General features: G+C 34.7%; 15 protein-coding genes and 2 pseudogenes. 11 read left to right on the top strand and 6 right to left on the bottom strand.

What is annotated here, in order from left to right; genetic code table 11:
• Window positions 1-33: 33 nt before the first annotated feature.
• Entirely contained in the window at window positions 34-861 is an 828-nt protein-coding gene (locus tag BAU27_RS02820) for a PP2C family serine/threonine-protein phosphatase (protein WP_071745034.1), read from the top strand.
• Window positions 862-907: 46 nt separating this feature from the next.
• Here BAU27_RS02820 and asnB read toward each other — a convergent pair whose 3' ends face one another.
• Window positions 908-2731, bottom strand: a complete 1824-nt coding sequence (asnB, locus tag BAU27_RS02815; protein ID WP_071745035.1) for an asparagine synthase (glutamine-hydrolyzing) — start codon at window positions 2729-2731, stop codon at window positions 908-910.
• A 268-nt stretch (window positions 2732-2999) separates the two neighbouring features.
• Here asnB and BAU27_RS02810 point away from each other — a divergent pair.
• A pseudogene (locus BAU27_RS02810) lies at window positions 3000-3566 on the top strand (sigma-70 family RNA polymerase sigma factor).
• Complete coding sequence (locus tag BAU27_RS02805) at window positions 3563-4663, top strand: DUF4179 domain-containing protein (RefSeq protein ID WP_071770069.1); 1101 nt, start codon at window positions 3563-3565, stop codon at window positions 4661-4663. Before BAU27_RS02810 ends, BAU27_RS02805 begins: the two are co-directional and overlap by 4 nt.
• 40 nt (window positions 4664-4703) lie before the next feature.
• Here the strand turns inward: BAU27_RS02805 and BAU27_RS02800 are convergent, their stop codons facing one another.
• A complete protein-coding gene (locus tag BAU27_RS02800) occupies window positions 4704-5777 on the bottom strand; it encodes a WD40/YVTN/BNR-like repeat-containing protein (RefSeq protein ID WP_071770068.1) in 1074 nt (357 codons plus the stop codon).
• Window positions 5778-6040: 263 nt separating this feature from the next.
• On the opposite strand from BAU27_RS02800, the gene BAU27_RS02795 reads away from it, so the two are divergent.
• Together BAU27_RS02795 and fbpA are read left to right on the top strand one after the other, a co-directional pair.
• Window positions 6041-6889, top strand: coding sequence for a cation diffusion facilitator family transporter (locus tag BAU27_RS02795; protein ID WP_254797933.1), 849 nt, complete (start codon window positions 6041-6043; stop codon window positions 6887-6889).
• A 193-nt stretch (window positions 6890-7082) separates the two neighbouring features.
• Complete coding sequence (gene fbpA / locus BAU27_RS02790; RefSeq protein WP_000098300.1) at window positions 7083-7253, top strand: Fur-regulated basic protein FbpA; 171 nt, start codon at window positions 7083-7085, stop codon at window positions 7251-7253.
• A gap of 49 nt (window positions 7254-7302) precedes the next feature.
• Here the strand turns inward: fbpA and BAU27_RS02785 are convergent, their stop codons facing one another.
• Both BAU27_RS02785 and BAU27_RS02780 read right to left on the bottom strand, forming a co-directional pair.
• Complete coding sequence (locus BAU27_RS02785; RefSeq protein ID WP_071770067.1) at window positions 7303-7980, bottom strand: GntR family transcriptional regulator; 678 nt, start codon at window positions 7978-7980, stop codon at window positions 7303-7305.
• A 16-nt stretch (window positions 7981-7996) separates the two neighbouring features.
• A complete protein-coding gene (locus BAU27_RS02780) occupies window positions 7997-8962 on the bottom strand; it encodes a DMT family transporter (protein WP_071770066.1) in 966 nt (321 codons plus the stop codon).
• Window positions 8963-9216: 254 nt separating this feature from the next.
• Here BAU27_RS02780 and BAU27_RS02775 point away from each other — a divergent pair, with 254 nt between their 5' ends.
• The 3 genes from BAU27_RS02775 (at window position 9217) to fumC (ending at window position 13128) form a co-directional block, all read left to right on the top strand.
• The gene (locus BAU27_RS02775) at window positions 9217-9876 is read left to right on the top strand and encodes a class I SAM-dependent methyltransferase (RefSeq protein WP_071770065.1); all 660 of its coding nucleotides are present in this window, start codon (window positions 9217-9219) and stop codon (window positions 9874-9876) included.
• Between the two features lie 334 nt (window positions 9877-10210).
• On the top strand, window positions 10211-11614 hold the full coding sequence (nhaC, locus tag BAU27_RS02770; RefSeq protein WP_071745042.1) for a Na+/H+ antiporter NhaC: 1404 nt from the start codon (window positions 10211-10213) through the stop codon (window positions 11612-11614).
• A 125-nt stretch (window positions 11615-11739) separates the two neighbouring features.
• Window positions 11740-13128 (top strand): class II fumarate hydratase, encoded by a 1389-nt coding sequence (gene fumC, locus BAU27_RS02765; protein ID WP_071770064.1) that lies wholly within the window; start codon window positions 11740-11742, stop codon window positions 13126-13128.
• 96 nt (window positions 13129-13224) lie between these two features.
• On the opposite strand, the pseudogene BAU27_RS02760 reads toward fumC, so the two are convergent.
• Window positions 13225-13646 (bottom strand): annotated as a pseudogene (locus BAU27_RS02760) (PH domain-containing protein).
• A 132-nt stretch (window positions 13647-13778) separates the two neighbouring features.
• Between BAU27_RS02760 and BAU27_RS02755 the strand changes: the two are divergent.
• On the top strand, window positions 13779-13970 hold the full coding sequence (locus BAU27_RS02755; RefSeq protein WP_071745044.1) for a hypothetical protein: 192 nt from the start codon (window positions 13779-13781) through the stop codon (window positions 13968-13970).
• 38 nt (window positions 13971-14008) lie between these two features.
• Here the strand turns inward: BAU27_RS02755 and BAU27_RS02750 are convergent, their stop codons facing one another.
• Entirely contained in the window at window positions 14009-14794 is a 786-nt protein-coding gene (locus BAU27_RS02750; RefSeq protein WP_071770063.1) for an MBL fold metallo-hydrolase, read from the bottom strand.
• A gap of 226 nt (window positions 14795-15020) precedes the next feature.
• Between BAU27_RS02750 and BAU27_RS02745 the strand changes: the two genes are divergently transcribed.
• Together BAU27_RS02745 and BAU27_RS02740 are read left to right on the top strand one after the other, a co-directional pair.
• A complete protein-coding gene (locus tag BAU27_RS02745) occupies window positions 15021-15785 on the top strand; it encodes a DUF2087 domain-containing protein (protein ID WP_071745046.1) in 765 nt (254 codons plus the stop codon).
• A 254-nt stretch (window positions 15786-16039) separates the two neighbouring features.
• Window positions 16040-17449, top strand: a complete 1410-nt coding sequence (locus BAU27_RS02740) for an MATE family efflux transporter (RefSeq protein WP_071745047.1) — start codon at window positions 16040-16042, stop codon at window positions 17447-17449.

Below are 17449 nucleotides of genomic sequence, written 5' to 3'. Positions count from 1 at the left end.
AAAGTTTATTTTTATTGAAATATAAGGTAATCTATGTGTAAAGGTATACATTTAGCAAGAGAGAGGATGATAGCTGTGAATACATTTAAATGGATTAGTCATGAAAAGATGTATGTAGATCAAATACATGTTGAAAAATGTGGTCCTCTTTCAGTCGGCGTATATGGAGGAAATCAAGAGAGTGATGCATATGAAAGAGGAGATGCAGTGCTAGCTTGGTGGGATCCGAAATTAGAATTTGAATTTGTTATGATTTTTGATACACATCATAAAACGAAAAATATACATTATATAATAGAAGCGATTTCAGAAAGAGAAGAAAAACTAAAAGAGTTATTTTCATACCCAATCCATTTAGCTTTTCATCATACACATATGTATTTATTAGCGTTATTTACAGATGAGCTCTTTATCGAGAAATGTGACCAAGATGATGAGGAACTTGCATGTTTAATTTGTTTACGAAAAGGCGAGTTCTTATATTGGCTATCAGTTGGTGATTGCTTCGCGTATTTATTCCATTCAGAGCAAACGAAAAATGGAAAAGGTAGGCTAAATAAGCGTAAGAACTATGAATATATAGGAAGAAAAAATGTTTTTGCAGCGAATACACCTTGCTTTACATCAGGGATAAGGGGATTAGAAAAAGGTCAAAATCACATTGTAATGGCAACAGATGGTATTTTAGAATGTGATAAACGAAAGTTTGATGATGATCAATCTTTAATAGAAATATTACACGACGGAAGTTGCTTACAGATTGAGCCAGTATTAACAAATGTACTGCAGTGGAAAGGGAGAGATTGTGCCACTATTATTGGATGGTCCATTGATACTGAAAATAGACAATGTGCCAATTAATAAATGAAAGAGAGTTCAAGGGTTTTTGTCCTTGAACTCTTTTTTGTTAAGCAATATGAATATGATACGTTTTTAACCATTCATTTACTTGTAGCATATACTCCATAGCACTTCTTGCTTCAAAATTGTTAATCACTTTATTACTTTGATCAGCAATTGCAAGTAATATGGAATGGTTAATGAGTGAGAAAACAGGATTGTTTTTATTACTGCACATATCAAGTGTTAAATTACGGATTGTTTGTAAGTAGTGTGGATCTTGTGAAGTTGGATAAGCACTTTTTCTTCTATTTCGGACGTCATCAGGTAAAGCTGGTTTCAGTGCCCTACGTAAAATTCCTTTTTCAATATTATCAATACTTTTTATGTTGAAAGGAACGTTCCATAAATATTCAACTAATCTATAATCGCAAAACGGTACACGAACTTCAAATCCTACAGCCATACTCATACGGTCTTTACGGTCGAGTAAGAACGGAAGGAATCGTGTTAAAAATAAATAAAACATTTGACGTTGTTTCGCGGATTTTTTACTTTCCCCTTCAAGAGTAGGTACTTCAAGAGCAGCCTCATGGAATCGTTTATTAATATAATGCTCAGGATTACATTGATTTGTTACTTCGCTTAATAATAGAGAAGATGTGTTTTTCCAGTTTGTTAACCATGGAAACTTATCTACATATAATAGTTCTTCTTGATGAAACCAAGGATATCCCCCGAATACTTCATCAGCAGATTCTCCAGATAAAGCTACGGTTGCATCTTTTTTCATTTCGCAAAATAGTAAATAAAGTGAAGTTTCCATTTCGCCAGCACTCGGTAAATCTTTCGCGTGAAGGGGAACGAATAAGTGATTTGCTAATTCTTCAGCATTCACAATTATGTCATGATGCGATGTCCCCACATAATCAGAAACACGTTTTACCCAAGGAGCATCTAGACCAGTGCGAGCAAATGTAAGTTCGAAATCTTTTGCGCTATTTACAAAGTCAACGGAATACGTATGAAGTGTTTTATTTTTCGCTGCAAATTCTTTACCCGCTAGTGCAGTAATACCGCTAGAGTCTAATCCGCCTGATAACATACAAACGAGGGGAACATCGGCAATTAATTGTCTTTTCACTGTATCTTGTAAAATAGATAAAATATGTGAAGATGTGTCTCTGGTAGAGTCTGTATGGACATTACTTTCTAAATTCCAATACTTCTTAACTATTTTTTTATCACGTGTAAATGTTATAGAATGTCCAGCACGCACTTCCTGAATACGTTTAAAGACACCACATCCAGGAGTTCGAAATAAGCCTAATCCAAATATTTCATTTATGCCATCCGCATCAATTTCAGCAGGAACAGATGGATGAGCTAGTAGTGCTTTTATTTCAGATCCGAAAATAATGCTGTCATTTCTTTCAGTATAAAAGAGTGGCTTTACGCCTAAATGATCACGTGCTAAAAATAATTGTTGCTTTTGATCATCCCATAAGGCGAAAGCGAAAATTCCGTTTAAATGTTGTACGCAATCTTCTTTCCATTCTAAATAAGCATGTAGTAACACTTCTGTATCTGAATGCGTTTCAAATGCATGACCACATTTTCGAAGTTGTTCTCTCAGTTCACGGAAATTATAAATTTCTCCATTATAAGTAAGAGCATACGTATAATCATCAGCACGAAATGTCTTCGGCTGCGTCCCGCCTTCTGGGTCAATAACAATTAAACGTCGGTGTGCAAAGGCCGCACGAGGAGAAAACCAAAATCCTTCAGCATCAGGACCACGATGCTGAATACTATTTGCCATCTTTTCTAAAATAACATGTTGATTTGAAAGATCCTTTTTCCAATCTACCCAACCTGTAATTCCACACATACATATCTCATCTCCTAATTTAAAATTATAAAAATAGATTAATTAAATGAAATGTACATCAGGTTAAAGAATGTCTGCATAAACAGTGTACTACACTAATTGAATTCCAGACTTGAGAAAATTTTCTTCAAGCTTATATTTATATGAGACAATGGCTAAGGAAAAGTCTCCCATTACATACAAAAAATAAAAAAAGATGAGAGAAAAAATTTCCAAAACGTTATATAGGGTGTAAAAGCTTTTACAAAAAAATAAGGGGAATCGCTACATGAAATCAAATGAGAAAAATTTTATAAAAAGATTGCAGCGGCAAAAAGAAGATGCGCTAGAATTTGTTGTCGATACATACTTACCGCTCATAAAGGGGATAACGCACAAAGTTCTTCTTCCAGTTCAAAATGATGGATTGATAGAGGAATGTGTAAATGATATATTTCTTTCCATTTGGAATAACGCAAATAAGTTTCATGGAGAGCCGAGTGATTTTTAAAAATGGATTGCAGCGATTGCAAAATTTAAGGCAATTGATTATTACCGAAAAGCGAATAAAAAAGTAGAAATCATTTCAGATGAGTTGCATATAAGTACGGAAAAATCGGCAGAAGACGAATTAATCGTTATGGAAGATAGGGCAGAATTATTGAAGCTTATTAATCAATTAGAACCGTTAGATCAAAAAGTATTCATCATGAAATATCTTCTCGGTATGAAGACAGAGGAAATAGGTGACAAATTAGGATTAACCAGGGCGGCGATTGATAACCGTGTGTACCGTGGAAAAAAGAAACTACAACAAAATGCTACGAATATTAGTTTTGGAGGTAGTGCAATATGAAAGACATTTATGAACTATTAAATGATATTGATATAGATGAAAAAGAACTTGAGGAAATTGAGGCTTCTGAAATTGAAAAAGAAAAAGTGAAGCGTAATGTAAAACAATCAATACGTACGAAGAAAAAGATGAAAAGTTGGAAAAAAGGTGTCGCTGCTGCATCTATTTTAGTAGGATTATCAGTTGCAACGCTTGGTATCGGATTTCCTACATATGCCGGGGGATTGCCAATTGTAGGTGACATATTCCGATTTTTAGATAATGGTAGAACAGGGTTATATGAAAATTATAAAGAGTTTTCGACTGAGTTGAATATGACGAGGGAGAGTAATGGGGTTAAGGTTACAATTAATGATGTAATTTCTGACGGCAGAACATTATCTATAACGTATTCACTGGAAAGTGAGCAAGACTTAGGGGATGATCCTATCATATTAGGCGGATTGGATATAATGGACGCTCATGGTAGTTCAGGAAGTGGGAAAATGACTAAAGTTACTGAAAAAAAGTATGTAGGTATGGTAACAACGACACACCATGATAGTAATAAAAAGGACAAAATAAACTTTAGATGGAATATAGAGGGAATAGAGATACCAGATAGGAAAAAATCAATACAAGGTAATTGGAATTTCGCGTTAACTGTAAAATCAATGGATAGTAAAGAGAGAACAATTGGTGGAAGTTCGGAAAAAGAAGGTATAAAAGCAAATATGGAAAAGGTCGCAATGTCGCCGGTTTCATTTATTCTTTATTACAATCAAGAAGTTTCTAAGGGTGCGAGGAAAGAATGGGATAGTGTAGATGTTGAATTGACGGTTAAGGATGATTTAGGGAATGATTATTCGGGTGAAGGAAATGGGGGAAGTGGCAACGATCCTTACAATATTCGATGGAGTGCTACATTCCAAAAGTTAAACGAAAATGCAACAAAGATTATCGTTACACCTCGTGTACACTTGCGAGTTCATACACCTGAAAATCATGGTGGAGTGGAGTATGTGAATGGAAAAGAGAAGAAAATAGAAGTGCCGAAAAAAGAAGCGAAGAGTAAAGATATTGTTCTAGATGATATCGTAATTGATTTAAAGAAATAAAAGAGAGACTGCCTAAAACCGTTAGGCAGTCTTTTTTTCGTTAAGAACTAGTAACGAGCAATGCATGCGGATGCTGCGTTTTATATTCATCTTTCCACGGAATGTTTAGTTGTTCCCACGATTCGCCGCTATCATTGGATTGAAACACGCCGTTGTTATTTAAAGTGTAAAACGTATGTGGTTCTGCTTGATTTGTAGCAAACATCGAAATGACTGTACCGATTGCAGATGGTAGACCTTGCTGTACTTGCTCGAAAGGAGTATCTTTCGTTTTTCGATAAATATAAGATTCATAAGGAATACGGTGATGAGCGAGATCAGCACTCGGTGCGGCAGAAACGAGAATTGTATTACAATCAGCTGGATCGATAGCCATGCTGTATAAATAATGATGCTCAAGTCCGTCACTACATGAGATCCAGCTGTTTCCACTGTTATAACTTTCAAGATATGCACGATCAGGTCCGCCCATAAATCCATCACCACATGATGCATAAAGGCGATTTGGGGCTTCAGGGTGCATAAGTAATTGATGAGCATCGATAGGAGCACCGAATTTTTTATCAATCCATGTATGCCCTTTATCATTACTTTGAATAACGGCACCAGCTTCGATTGAAACATGGATTGTATTTGGGTTAGTTGGATCAACTGTAATCCAGCGTACGTGATGGGTAAAAGGTCTAGGCGGAAAAGCCCACGTATAGGAAGATAATAATGATTTCATATTTTTAAGTTCAGTCCACGTTTCACCACCATTTTCTGAACGGAATAAAGTACTAGGTTCTGTACCTACATAAACGACACCATATCCGTTAACTTGTTCATTAGGGCTTATCGTAATGGAAGTAATCGAAGAATGTAAAATACCATCTTCTTTAGGGAAATCAAAGTAACGATAAGAATCTCCAATCGGTCTCCAGGAATCTCCGCCATCGTCACTTAGCCATAAACCTCGTCCAAAGGTGCCGCAATAAACACGATTTGTTTGGAAGGGATCAACCACAATACAGGTAGGTTGCATATTTTGTAAATGATATGTGGTTTCATAGTTACCATATTGTTCTTTTATTACAACAAGTTCACGCTCCATGCAGAGAAATAAACGTTTCATTTTAGTAACCTCCTTAAAAATTCTTTCATTATTAAACAATATGAAGTTGAAAAAGAAGTAGTCTTATTTTTTGTTGAGAAAAAGGACTTGTTTGAAAAGTAGCGAAGAGTGTATACAGAGGAAGCGGGCGTTTACGAGCAGTCAATTCGGGATAAAGATGGGGAGTTTGTTTCATACTAACATACAGATATTGCACTTAAAGGAGTATAAGTATGGGACATTCACATGATCACGGTCATTCAAAAAATAAAAAGGCGTTATGAATTGCCTTCCTATTAACAACAAGCTTTATGATTGCTGAAGTTATTGGCGGGTTTGTAACAAATAGCTTAGCACTATTGTCTGACGCAGGGCATATGTTAAGTGATGCAGTATCCTTAGCTTTAAGTTTACTTGCGTTCAAGCTTGGAGAAAAAACGGCAACGGCCGCGAAAACATATGGGTATAAGCGAGTCGAAATGTTAGCGGCATTATGTAATGGTGTCGTTCTTATTGTCATTTCAGTATATATTTTTATTGAAGCAATTCGTCGTTTTAAGGAACCAGTTGAAATCGCCAGTAATGGAATGCTCGTTATTGCTGTGCTTGGTCTGCTTATTAATATTGTATCAGCTTGGATATTAATGAGAGGCGGAGATGTGAAAGGTAATTTGAATTTAAGAAGTGCTTTCTTACACGTACTAGGCGATTTATTAGGTTCAGTTGGAGCGATTATTGCTGCGTTACTTATTAAATTTTTCGGATGGACTGCTGCAGATGCGATTGCTAGTATTCTTGTGTCTATTTTAGTCATTATTAGTGGGTGGCGTGTAACACGTGATACGGTCCATATATTAATGGAAGGTGTACCGCAACACATAAATGTTGAAGAAGTAAAAAGTACATTATTAAATATTCCGATTGTAAAAGAAGTTCATGATTTGCACATATGGTCTGTCACATCTGATTTTCAAGTATTAACTTGTCACCTTATTATAAAAGGTAATGAGACGCAAAGTGTATTAGAAGAGGCAACGGATGTATTAAAGGAGAGGTTTCATGTAGAACATGTCACCATTCAAGTAGAAATAGACGGTGAATTCAAGCATAGTGAAACAACTTGCAAAGTATGAAAGAAAAAGGATAAGAAAAAGTGTCATAACATTTTTCGCAGGGCATACATATATATAATGTGGCCACAAATACTTTGTAAGGTAAATATTTCATAAGATTACTTTACTTATTAAGAATCATCTTTTATAATCAAAAGTGGTAATTGATAAAGATTATCATTTTCAATGATCGTAGAAAGGAGTTTTTTAAAAGATGAGTAGTCAACTCCGTTTTGCTGTTGAAAATCGTAAGAGGCATTTAATTGATGAGTTAATTGGAGCAGGGGTGTTTAAGATTCGCGACCGACAATTATACGAGCTATCTTTAGAGGAATTGGAAAAAGAGTACGAAGATATTGAAGATTACGCAAATATTCAGGCATAGCATATAGATTATTAAAGAAGGAGCTGGTTACACTTTTGTGTAACCAGCTTTATTCTTCTTTCATAGAAATCATTTTTTGTATTTCTTTCATGGGACGGAGCCAGTTTTGAGCCATCATTTGTTCCATTCGTTTTTCGTCCTGCTTTTGAAGTGCTTGAATGATAGAGTGATGTTCTTTAATAGATTGACTTGCAGGCACAAAGTTTTGGAAAAACAAATATTCAAGCCGTAAAACGTGAAGCTGCATATTTTCTAGAAAAGGTTCAATATATCGGTTTTTTGCAATAGAAGTAATTATATTGTGAAATTGTATATCTAGTTTTAAAGCTTTTTTTGAATCTTTTTCATGTATAGATTGTTGAAAAGTATCATTTATCTCGGAAAGTAGTTTAATATCAGCATCTGTAACTTTTTGAAGTGCTTGTTTTCCTATAATTGAGTGAAGACCGGCCAGCGTCTTATAAATGATAGATACGTCTTCTAATTTAATAGGAGCAATTTTCGTTTTTTGACCGGGAATCATTTCTACTAGCCCAGAGAGCTCTAAAATTTGTAAAGCTTCTCTAACTGGTGTTCTACTTACTCCTAGTGCTTCTGCCAATTCCCCATCATTAATTTTTTCATCTGGTTGTAATACACCTTCTATAATCCAATCTTGTAGTTGGGTTAAAACGAGTGACTTTGCGGAAACTCTTCCAGGTTTTTTATAATTTTGAGGGACAGGCATAAATAATTCAATCCTTTCATTGTATATTTTGTTTTTTTCTACTCATAAGTTTTAGCTTCGGTTTTCCTTCATCCGGCTTTTGGCTTAATATAAGCACCATTACAATGACACAAAAAGCACCTAATAACTGAAAAGATTGAAACGGTACGTGCAAAATAAGTACGGAAGAAATAATAGCTGCGAGCGGCTCCGTACAACCAAATAACGTTGTTTCTTTCGGCGTAAGGTATCTTATGCTATCTAAGTATAAATAAAATGCTATGAGTGTCCCGAAAATGACTACGAATGTAATGAGCGGGAGGGTACTTAAATTTACATAGTTCATAGTGGATAATAAAATGAATTCGTTTGTGGAAATAAAGTGTAAAATCGTTACACCAATCCCCCCAATAATCATACCCCAGACAACGATAACAGATGAAGACCACTTTTCTAACAATTCTTTTGAATACAAACTATAAAATGCAAGAGATAGTCCAGAGAAAATGCCCCAAATGATAGCTGGTGTAGATACAGCTAATCTATGCATAGACCCGTTTGTTAATAAGAGAAAAGTCCCTACTAATGAGAGTGTAATTGAAATATAATCAATTTTTGATGGACGAACGTTCCATTTGAAAAGTAAGTATACAGTGATAAATATAGGGGCTAAATATTGTAACAAAGTTGCAACAGCAGCGTTTCCTTCTTTAATAGAGGCGAAGTACGTGTACTGTACAGCAAGCATGCCTAAAAGACCGAACAAAATCATTTTACTAGCGTCGGATTTTTGCTTCCAGATGGCAAAGATCTCTTTTTTTCTCGTTCCGAATGATGAAATAATGAGTAAAATAACCCCAGATATAAGCAAACGGATCGTAACTAACCATTCGGCTGAAACATTTTCATATTGAAAAAGTTGTTGCGCGGCTGTTCCTGACAACCCCCATAAACAAGCACCGATTATGACCATTATAATTCCTTTTAATCGATTTGGATTCATAAGGTATATAGTCCTCCTTCCAAAATATATATTGGATACAATATGCAATATATCACGAAATGGGGGATTTATAAATTGAAATTTCTGATTTCCTTAAATGGAAATCGTATGAAGTGTAGTTTGGTCTATAATACAAGGAAGTAGGTTAAATAAAGCAAGATAAAATTATAAAATTAAATCATAATCAAGAGGATAAAAAAATAAAGATAAGAGTAATTTGATTTGTTAAAAATATGTGTATAAGGAGATATGTGATGAGCTGGGTCACCCATAAACCAACATTTGAATTCGATAATTATAGTCATTTTATTCGGACGAATACAGCGTGGATTGGGCATTTAAATTTCGCATATGATTTAGTAAGGTTTGAAAAGCCGGAAGTATTAGTTGAGTTAGGGACACATTTAGGGGCTTCCTTTTTCAGTTTTTGTCAAGGGGTAAAAGATGGAGGATTAGGTACAAAATGTTTTGCTGTAGATACTTGGACGGGAGATGAGCATACAGGTCCATATGGGGAAGGTGTTTTTCAAATAGTAAATAAAGTAGTAAATACGAGTTATCCTAATATAGGTAATTTAATTCGCTCTACTTTTGACGAGGCTGTGGATCAATTTCAAGATGGAACGATAAATTTGTTGCATATTGATGGCTATCATACGTACGAAGCAGTTTCTCATGATTATAAAACATGGTTACCGAAACTTGCGGATAAAGGTATCGTTTTATTTCATGATATTGAAGTTAAAGAACTTGATTTTGGGGTGTATAAATTTTGGGATGAAGTTAAAGCGAAGCACCCTCATTTTCAGTTTGAGCATTCATATGGGCTTGGTGTATTATTTCCGAAAGGTTATAGCGATAAGTTTGTGGAAATACTTAAAAATAAAGAAGAAATACAAAATATGTATAAGTAGAAGTGGAGCATGCATCATTTTAATGATGTGTGTTTTTTTTATCTGGGAAATAATAGGGCTGCGTAAAAGGTGAGGATAATAGTAAAAAGTTTTGTCGTGGCAAATATTAAAAAAGTTACTCTTGGATTGATCTTTATAAATAAAAATATAATATTTTTATTTTTTTCATTGCGAAAAGTAGCATCTACTTTTACAATAGAAAGGGTTGTGAATATATTATACTGAAAAAATAAATCGAAATAATATGAAAATTTTGTTTTGTCTTCGCTAATTGTATACTACATACACGTAAGACGACATACATCATGTTATCGACTTGTAAGGAGAGAAGAAAATGAAAAGTGTAAGATTACCCTCGATGCTAGAAATCATCATTCTTTTATTCCTATTTCTTGCTGTCGTCTTTTCCTTCCAAACGATTTTTGATCTCCCAATTCAATTAGCGCTATTTATTTCATGGTTTTTAGTTATTGCGCTTGGATTAAGGTTAGGATTTCGTTATCAAGAATTGCAAGATGCAATTACGAAAGGGATTTCTAATGGATTAGAAGCAATTCTTATTTTAGTTGCAGTTGGAGCTTTAATTGGAACATGGATAGCTGGTGGTGTTGTACCCACATTAATTTATTATGGATTAGAATTCATTCACCCTAGCATATTCTTATTGGCAACTTTAATTATTTGTTCCATAACTTCTATCGCGACAGGAACATCATGGGGAACAGTTGGAACAGCTGGTATTGCTATGATGGCGATTGGTGAAGGGCTTGGATTACCACTTCCGCTTGTTGCGGGTGCAGTCCTTTCAGGAGCTTATTTCGGGGATAAGTTATCACCACTTTCTGATAGCACAGTTCTTGCAGCCTCTATGGCGAAAGTAGATGTTATTGCTCACGTTCGGGCTATGCTCGTGTTAGACGTTCCGGCTTATATTATTACCAGCATTATGTTTACTGTTGCTGGATGGATGTACGGCGGGGACAATGTAGACTTGAATAGAGTAGAGTTTTTAAAAGAATCTTTATTAAAGCACTTTGATATTAAAATATGGATGCTTGTTCCAGCAGTCATTGTTATTGTGCTATTGGCGCTGAAGAAACCTTCTATGCCAACAATTGCTATGGGAGCTTTAATTGGTGCAATTTGGGCAACTCTTTTCCAAGGAATGAACTTTGGAGAGGCGATTGGAACAGCATATAACGGATTTTCAATTCAATCGGGTGTTGAGTTTGTAGATAAGTTATTAAATCGTGGTGGAATTAACGGTATGCTTGGTTCAGTAGCCGTGATTATTTTCGGATTAGGTTTTGGTGGACTACTTGAAAAGCTAGGTGTTTTAAAAGTAATCGTATCAAAATTTGAGAAGAAATTAAATTCTGCAGGTAATGTAACATTGTCTACATTAATCGTGGCATTCTTAGCTAATATATTTGGTTGTGCGATGTACGTATCACTTATTTTAACACCGAAAATTATGGAAGATAGTTATGATAAATTAAAAATAGACCGCCGTGTATTAGCGCGTAACTCAGAAGTAGGTGGAACGTTAACTTCTGGTATGGTTCCGTGGTCGGATAATGGTATTTTTATGGCTGGTATTTTAGGTGTGGCAACGTTCTCATACGTTCCATTTATGTGGTTAAGCTTCGTTTCATTAATTTTGGCAGTTATTTACGGATATACAGGAAAATTCATTTGGTATGTAGATGACGTTGAAAAAGGAAAGCAAGCATCATAAAAAAAATACCTTCTGCGGTGGCAGAAGGTATTTTTTTTATATATAATAGTGAGAATTCTTATCATTTGGGTGGAAGTCTGTTAAAATGAGAAATGTAGGTATTTTATTTTCAAGGGGATGAAAAAATGGAGTACAGAATTGAAAGAGATACATTAGGAGAAATAAAAGTTCCAGCTGATAAATTATGGGCAGCGCAAACGCAGCGTAGTAAAGAAAACTTTCCAATTGGAACAGAGCAAATGCCGCTTGAAATTGTAAAAGCATTTGCAATTTTAAAGAAAAGTGCAGCACTTAGCAATCAAAAATTAGGAAAGTTATCAGAAGAAAAAGCAGGAGCCATTGTGGAAGCTGCTGATGAAGTAATTGCAGGGAAATGGAATGAACATTTTCCACTTGTCGTATGGCAAACAGGTAGTGGTACACAATCGAATATGAATGTAAATGAAGTAATTGCAAACCGCGGTAATCAAATTTTGAAAGAAAAGGGATCTGACGTACATATTCATCCGAATGATGACGTGAACATGTCTCAAAGTTCAAATGATACGTTCCCAACAGCGCTTCATGTAGCGTGTGTAATTGCGGTAGAAAATCATGTATTACCAGCTATTACGAAATTAAAAGAAACATTAGCAGAAAAAGTGACTGCATTTGAACATATTATTAAAATCGGTCGTACGCATTTACAAGATGCAACACCGTTAACATTAGGACAAGAAATTAGCGGATGGCACCGTATGCTTGAAAAAACAGAGCGTATGATTGCGGATAGCAATACATATATGAAAGAATTAGCAATTGGTGGTACTGCGGTTGGAACAGGTATTAATGCTCATCCTAAATTTGGTGATATGGTAGCAGAGGAAATTAGTCAATTTACAGGTAAGAAATTTATTTCTGCACCAAATAAGTTCCATGCGTTAACGAGTCATGATGAAGTTGTATTTGCACACGGAGCATTAAAAGCATTAGCTGCTGATTTAATGAAGATTGCTAACGATGTACGCTGGCTTGCAAGTGGTCCACGTAGTGGTCTAGGAGAAATTATTATTCCGGCAAATGAGCCAGGAAGCTCTATTATGCCAGGTAAAGTAAATCCAACGCAAAGTGAAGCGTTAACGATGGTTGTAGCGCAAGTTATGGGGAATGACGCAACAATCGGATTCGCTGCGAGTCAAGGTAACTTTGAGTTAAACGTATTTAAACCTGTTATTGCCTATAACTTCTTACAATCAGCTCACTTATTAGCGGATGCGATTGTTTCATTTAATGATAATTGTGCAGTAGGTATTGAAGCAGATGAAGAAGTAATTAATGAAAATGTGAATCGTTCATTAATGCTTGTAACAGCATTAAACCCGCATATTGGATATGAAAACGCAGCGAAAATTGCGAAGCATGCTCATAAAGATGGGTTAACTTTAAAAGAGGCAGCGCTGCAATCTGGATTACTAACAGAAGAGCAATTTGATGAAATTGTAGATCCGAAAAAAATGATTGCTCCGAAAGAGTAATAGAAGAAGCCAAGGTTCTTAGTATAGAATCTTGGCTTTTTTTGATATTCATTTTTATGTTTCCGCCACTTGTACTACTGCAAGCTCCAAAAGATATTATTTGTTAGCAGACGTATTCATTACTTTCATATGTGGGCAGTTCTCTTTTAAGAGGGAAATGAATTTTTCTTCTTCTTGTGGTACGAAAGTTGTCACAGAGTCAAATAAATTATAATCAATTTCTAATTGCTGCCTAGTCCATTTTTCTGAACGGAGTGTTTTGCCAGAATATTTAATGTGACGAATATCTTCAAATGGAATTTCAGTACGTAATATGAAACCGTGTTTTACAATAAGAGAAGATTCCGTTATGTTGTAGTGAGAGAAATAGAATGAAGAGAGATTCACGATATTTAACAGCATCATGAGAGTGAAAAAAATAGAATTCTCATTTTGCAAGAATAATGAAATGAAAAAAAAATTATAAATAATGTAATGAAAATGACGTGAAATGGATTTTTTTTTGCTTTAAATTTCAAGTTAGTCACCTCGGTATACGTGTTCTTTAAATAAATTAAATCACAACATCGTAATAAAACGTGGAAATATGCAGAATTGCATATTCTTTCGGTTTATTATTCGTGTAAAATTTTTTGATAGGATAAATTTAAATGAAGTTTTTAGTAGTGGAGTGGCATAAAGTGACTAACAAGAATAGAAGTGTAGTGCTAGTTATAATTAGTTGTATGATGATTATGAGTGGCTGCTCAAATAGATTCGTTGAGGATGGAAAGCGAAAACATGTATTTGTACAAGCGAGTAAAGTTTTAGTGGAAGTTGTTTATAAAATATATAAAGGGTAAAAAGGGTGTTTCTATATGTGGAAACACCTTTTTTGTAGTTAAAATTGAATGCTGAAGTTTTGGAATGTATGAATGCCGGTTCCATGTTGAATTAGGTTTTTATCACTTAAATATTGAACAGCATATTTCACTTCTTTCAATATAATAGGCGAAAGGCCAAGGGTGTGATGTGAACCATAAATTTGTTTAATAGGAGAGAAATTTGTAATTTTGTTTAGAGACTGAACTAAATCTACAGGGTTTGTTGATGGATAAAATGCAAAAATTGTGCCTTCATAAAGTAAATCTCCTGTAAATAAAAACGCAGTCTCGTAATCATATATACAAATATGTCCCGGTGAGTGACCAGGAGTATGTATAATTTGAACTTTCCGATTTCCGATATCAATAAGATATCCATCTTCTAGTAATTTTGTTGGTGTTCCTTGAAATGGTTTGAATGTTTCAGGTTGAAATGTTTTAGGGGGAGGTAAAGTGATATCACGAGCGATGTCTTTCCGGATTTGAGAAATAGGAAGTCCTTTTATACCGTTAATGAGCCAATCTTCTTCTAAAGCATGTACATAGATTTCATCATATTGTCCGTGACTACCAATATGATCCCAATGAACGTGTGTCGTGACTACTATAATTGGTAAGTTTGTTAGTTTGTCAGTAATACGTTTTATATTATCAATACCTAGTCCAGTATCGATAAGCAGTGCATTTGTATTGCCCGTAAGTAAGAAGGAATGTACTTTCTCCCAATGGCCATATTCACTAATTGCATATGTATTTTTCGCGATTTGTTTTATGGTAAAGCAAGGATCTTTCATAGTAACCATATTTTATTTCACATCCTAATAATAAGTGGTTTATTAAAACACATTCGCTGTTTGTTGTGATAAGTCCTTTTTATAATGTATAAATAGATGTTTTTATAAAAGTTTGTAAAATAGGCAAACGAAATATTGAATTGTTTGCTTTTGTTATGTTAAGATGATGGAGTGATAATAAACGATATCTTAATTTGTTTATGGTTTTAATAAACTTTTTGGAGGAATGTTTAGTATGAGTGATATTTCAGAGAAGTTTTGGGATGCGTCGGTAGAGGATTTGAAGAAAGGGTATGTGTTTGACGAGGTAGCAGAAGAATATATTTGTTTAGCTTGCGGAGAAACGTTTATAAAGGGGGTTATTTATCAAGATAATCAGGTTTTGTATGAAGCAGAGAAGTTTGTACAATTGCATATTCAAAATGAACATTCGTCTATGTTTGAGTATTTATTAAATCTTGATAAAAAGTTTACAGGTTTAACCGATTTGCAAAAGAAGATGGTTCAGTTTTTCTATATGGGACTTAATGATAAAGAGATTGTAAAAGAGATGGATGGCGGGAGCACATCAACAATTCGTAATCATCGATTTACATTGCGAGAGAAGATGAAGCAAGCGAAAGTATTTTTAGCGTTAATGGAATTGTCAGAAGAAAAATCAAAAGTTCAATCGAAATTTGTACCGATTCATAGAACAGCTACGATGGTGGATGATCGATACAATATTACAGAAGAAGAAAATAATGAAGTTTTAACAACGCATTTTACAGAAGGATTGGATGGGCCGCTTTCTAAATTTCCGAAAAAGCAAAAGCGTAAATTAATTATATTACGTCACTTAGTGAAGAAGTTTGATAGTAATGAAAAGTATACTGAAAAAGAAGTAAACGCAGTTTTAGAAAGTGTATATCCGGATTTTGTAACTTTAAGAAGATATTTAATCGAGTATGGTTTTTTAGATAGAACAGCCGATGGAAGCCAATATTGGGTGAAATTATAAGAATGAAGCAAAGCAAAGAAAGTGAATAGAAGCACATCATAAAAACAACTATACAAAGAGATAGGGATTGAAATATGTAGCACATTATAAAGACAAAAAAACGTATGTTGAAAGTATGATGAGCTTGAAGCATGAGAGGTCTCAAAAAGAAAGGGAATGGGCATTTCAATATCGAAAGTAGAATTGAAAAAATGCAACAGTACGGAGCACACGGGTGTAACCGTGCAAACTTTTAATAAAAGGAGAAATGAAATTTGAAACCACCTACAGATAACAATGAAGAAGGTGTAGAGTCACAGCAGTCAGAAAAGGGAAATAAACCAATATGGAAATCGATGTCTATGTTTTTAGTTCCGTTACTATTAAGTAATGTATTACAATCAGTTGGACAATTATTTGGTATGGTAGTCGTAGGGAGATGGCTTGGTGTAAATGATTTAGCGGCTATATCGGCATTCTTCCCATTATTTTTTCTACTCGTTTCATTTGTAATTGGAATTGGTTCTGGTAGTTCTATTTTAATTGGTCAGGCATTTGGTGCTAAAAATGAAGAACGTTTAAAAGCTATCGTTGGTACGACGCTTACGTTTACTTTTATTATCGGAGTTGTGTTGGCGGTAGTAGGAAGTGTGTTTGCACTGGATATTATGCGCATCATGGGAACTCCAGAAAATATTATTAATATAAGTGTACATTATGCACGTATTTTATTTATATCTATGCCAATTTTATTTTTATATTTTGCGTATACAACTTTTATGCGAGGGACGGGAGATTCCAAAACGCCATTTTACTTTTTGATCGTTAGTACAGCACTAAATATGTTATTATTACCGATTCTTATTTTTGGTTGGTTAGGACTTCCGAAATTAGATGTTTACGGAGCAGCATATGCTTCAGTTATATCTACAGTTATTACGTTTATTGTCATGCTAGTGTATTTAAAGAAGAAAAATCACCCACTACAACTAGATACAACGGTAAGAAAATATCTTCGAATGGATTTGGAGTTATTAAAGCTATTGTTACGACTTGGTATTCCAGCGAGTATTAATATGATATTAGTTTCATTATCTGAAATTGCGGTAATCGCGTTTGTGAATCGCTATGGATCAGATGCAACAGCGGCGTATGGTGTTGTGAACCAAGTTGCAAGTTATGTACAAATGCCAGCCGTTAGCCTAGGCATTACAGTATCGATTTTTGCAGCTCAATCAATTGGTGCGAACCAATTTGATCGATTACAGAAAGTTGTTAAGGCCGGAATTATCATGAATTATATCATTGGTGGTGTATTAATATCACTTATTTACTTGTTCTCAAGAGATATTTTAGCGTTATTTTTGACAAGTCAAACTACAATTGAAATTGCTCATAGCTTAGTTATGATTACTTTATGGAGTTACTTAATTTTCGGTCATGCACAAATTATTAGTGCGACAATGCGAGCAAGTGGTACAGTACTTTGGCCAACTGTGATTGGGGTTGTATCCATCTGGCTTGTTGAAGTACCTGTAGCGTATTATCTTTCTTACCATACGAGTCTTGGTATAGAAGGAATTTGGATTGGATACCCAGCGGCATTCATCGTCAGTTTAATATTACAGTATGCGTATTATAAGCTTTCATGGCAGAAGAAACGAATTACACGATTAGTGAGTTAA

This window comes from Bacillus sp. NH11B (genome assembly GCF_001884205.1).
Lineage (GTDB): Bacteria > Bacillota > Bacilli > Bacillales > Bacillaceae_G > Bacillus_A > Bacillus_A proteolyticus.
Note: the sequence above shows the minus strand (reverse complement) of the source record. Positions and strands in the feature narration are given on the sequence as shown.

What these genes read in the sequence shown, in the direction of transcription:
- asnB (WP_071745035.1), bottom strand. Translation starts at nt 2,731, where the DNA reads ATGTGTGGAATTACAGGTTGGGTAGATTGGAAAAAGGATCTTTCAAAT.
- BAU27_RS02805 (WP_071770069.1), top strand. Translation starts at nt 3,563, where the DNA reads ATGAAAGACATTTATGAACTATTAAATGATATTGATATAGATGAAAAA.
- fumC (WP_071770064.1), top strand. Translation starts at nt 11,740, where the DNA reads ATGGAGTACAGAATTGAAAGAGATACATTAGGAGAAATAAAAGTTCCA.
- BAU27_RS02745 (WP_071745046.1), top strand. Translation starts at nt 15,021, where the DNA reads ATGAGTGATATTTCAGAGAAGTTTTGGGATGCGTCGGTAGAGGATTTG.
- BAU27_RS02750 (WP_071770063.1), bottom strand. Translation starts at nt 14,794, where the DNA reads ATGGTTACTATGAAAGATCCTTGCTTTACCATAAAACAAATCGCGAAA.
- BAU27_RS02755 (WP_071745044.1), top strand. Translation starts at nt 13,779, where the DNA reads ATGAAGTTTTTAGTAGTGGAGTGGCATAAAGTGACTAACAAGAATAGA.
- BAU27_RS02780 (WP_071770066.1), bottom strand. Translation starts at nt 8,962, where the DNA reads ATGAATCCAAATCGATTAAAAGGAATTATAATGGTCATAATCGGTGCT.
- BAU27_RS02800 (WP_071770068.1), bottom strand. Translation starts at nt 5,777, where the DNA reads ATGAAACGTTTATTTCTCTGCATGGAGCGTGAACTTGTTGTAATAAAA.
- BAU27_RS02775 (WP_071770065.1), top strand. Translation starts at nt 9,217, where the DNA reads ATGAGCTGGGTCACCCATAAACCAACATTTGAATTCGATAATTATAGT.
- fbpA (WP_000098300.1), top strand. Translation starts at nt 7,083, where the DNA reads ATGAGTAGTCAACTCCGTTTTGCTGTTGAAAATCGTAAGAGGCATTTA.
- nhaC (WP_071745042.1), top strand. Translation starts at nt 10,211, where the DNA reads ATGAAAAGTGTAAGATTACCCTCGATGCTAGAAATCATCATTCTTTTA.
- BAU27_RS02820 (WP_071745034.1), top strand. Translation starts at nt 34, where the DNA reads ATGTGTAAAGGTATACATTTAGCAAGAGAGAGGATGATAGCTGTGAAT.
- BAU27_RS02785 (WP_071770067.1), bottom strand. Translation starts at nt 7,980, where the DNA reads ATGCCTGTCCCTCAAAATTATAAAAAACCTGGAAGAGTTTCCGCAAAG.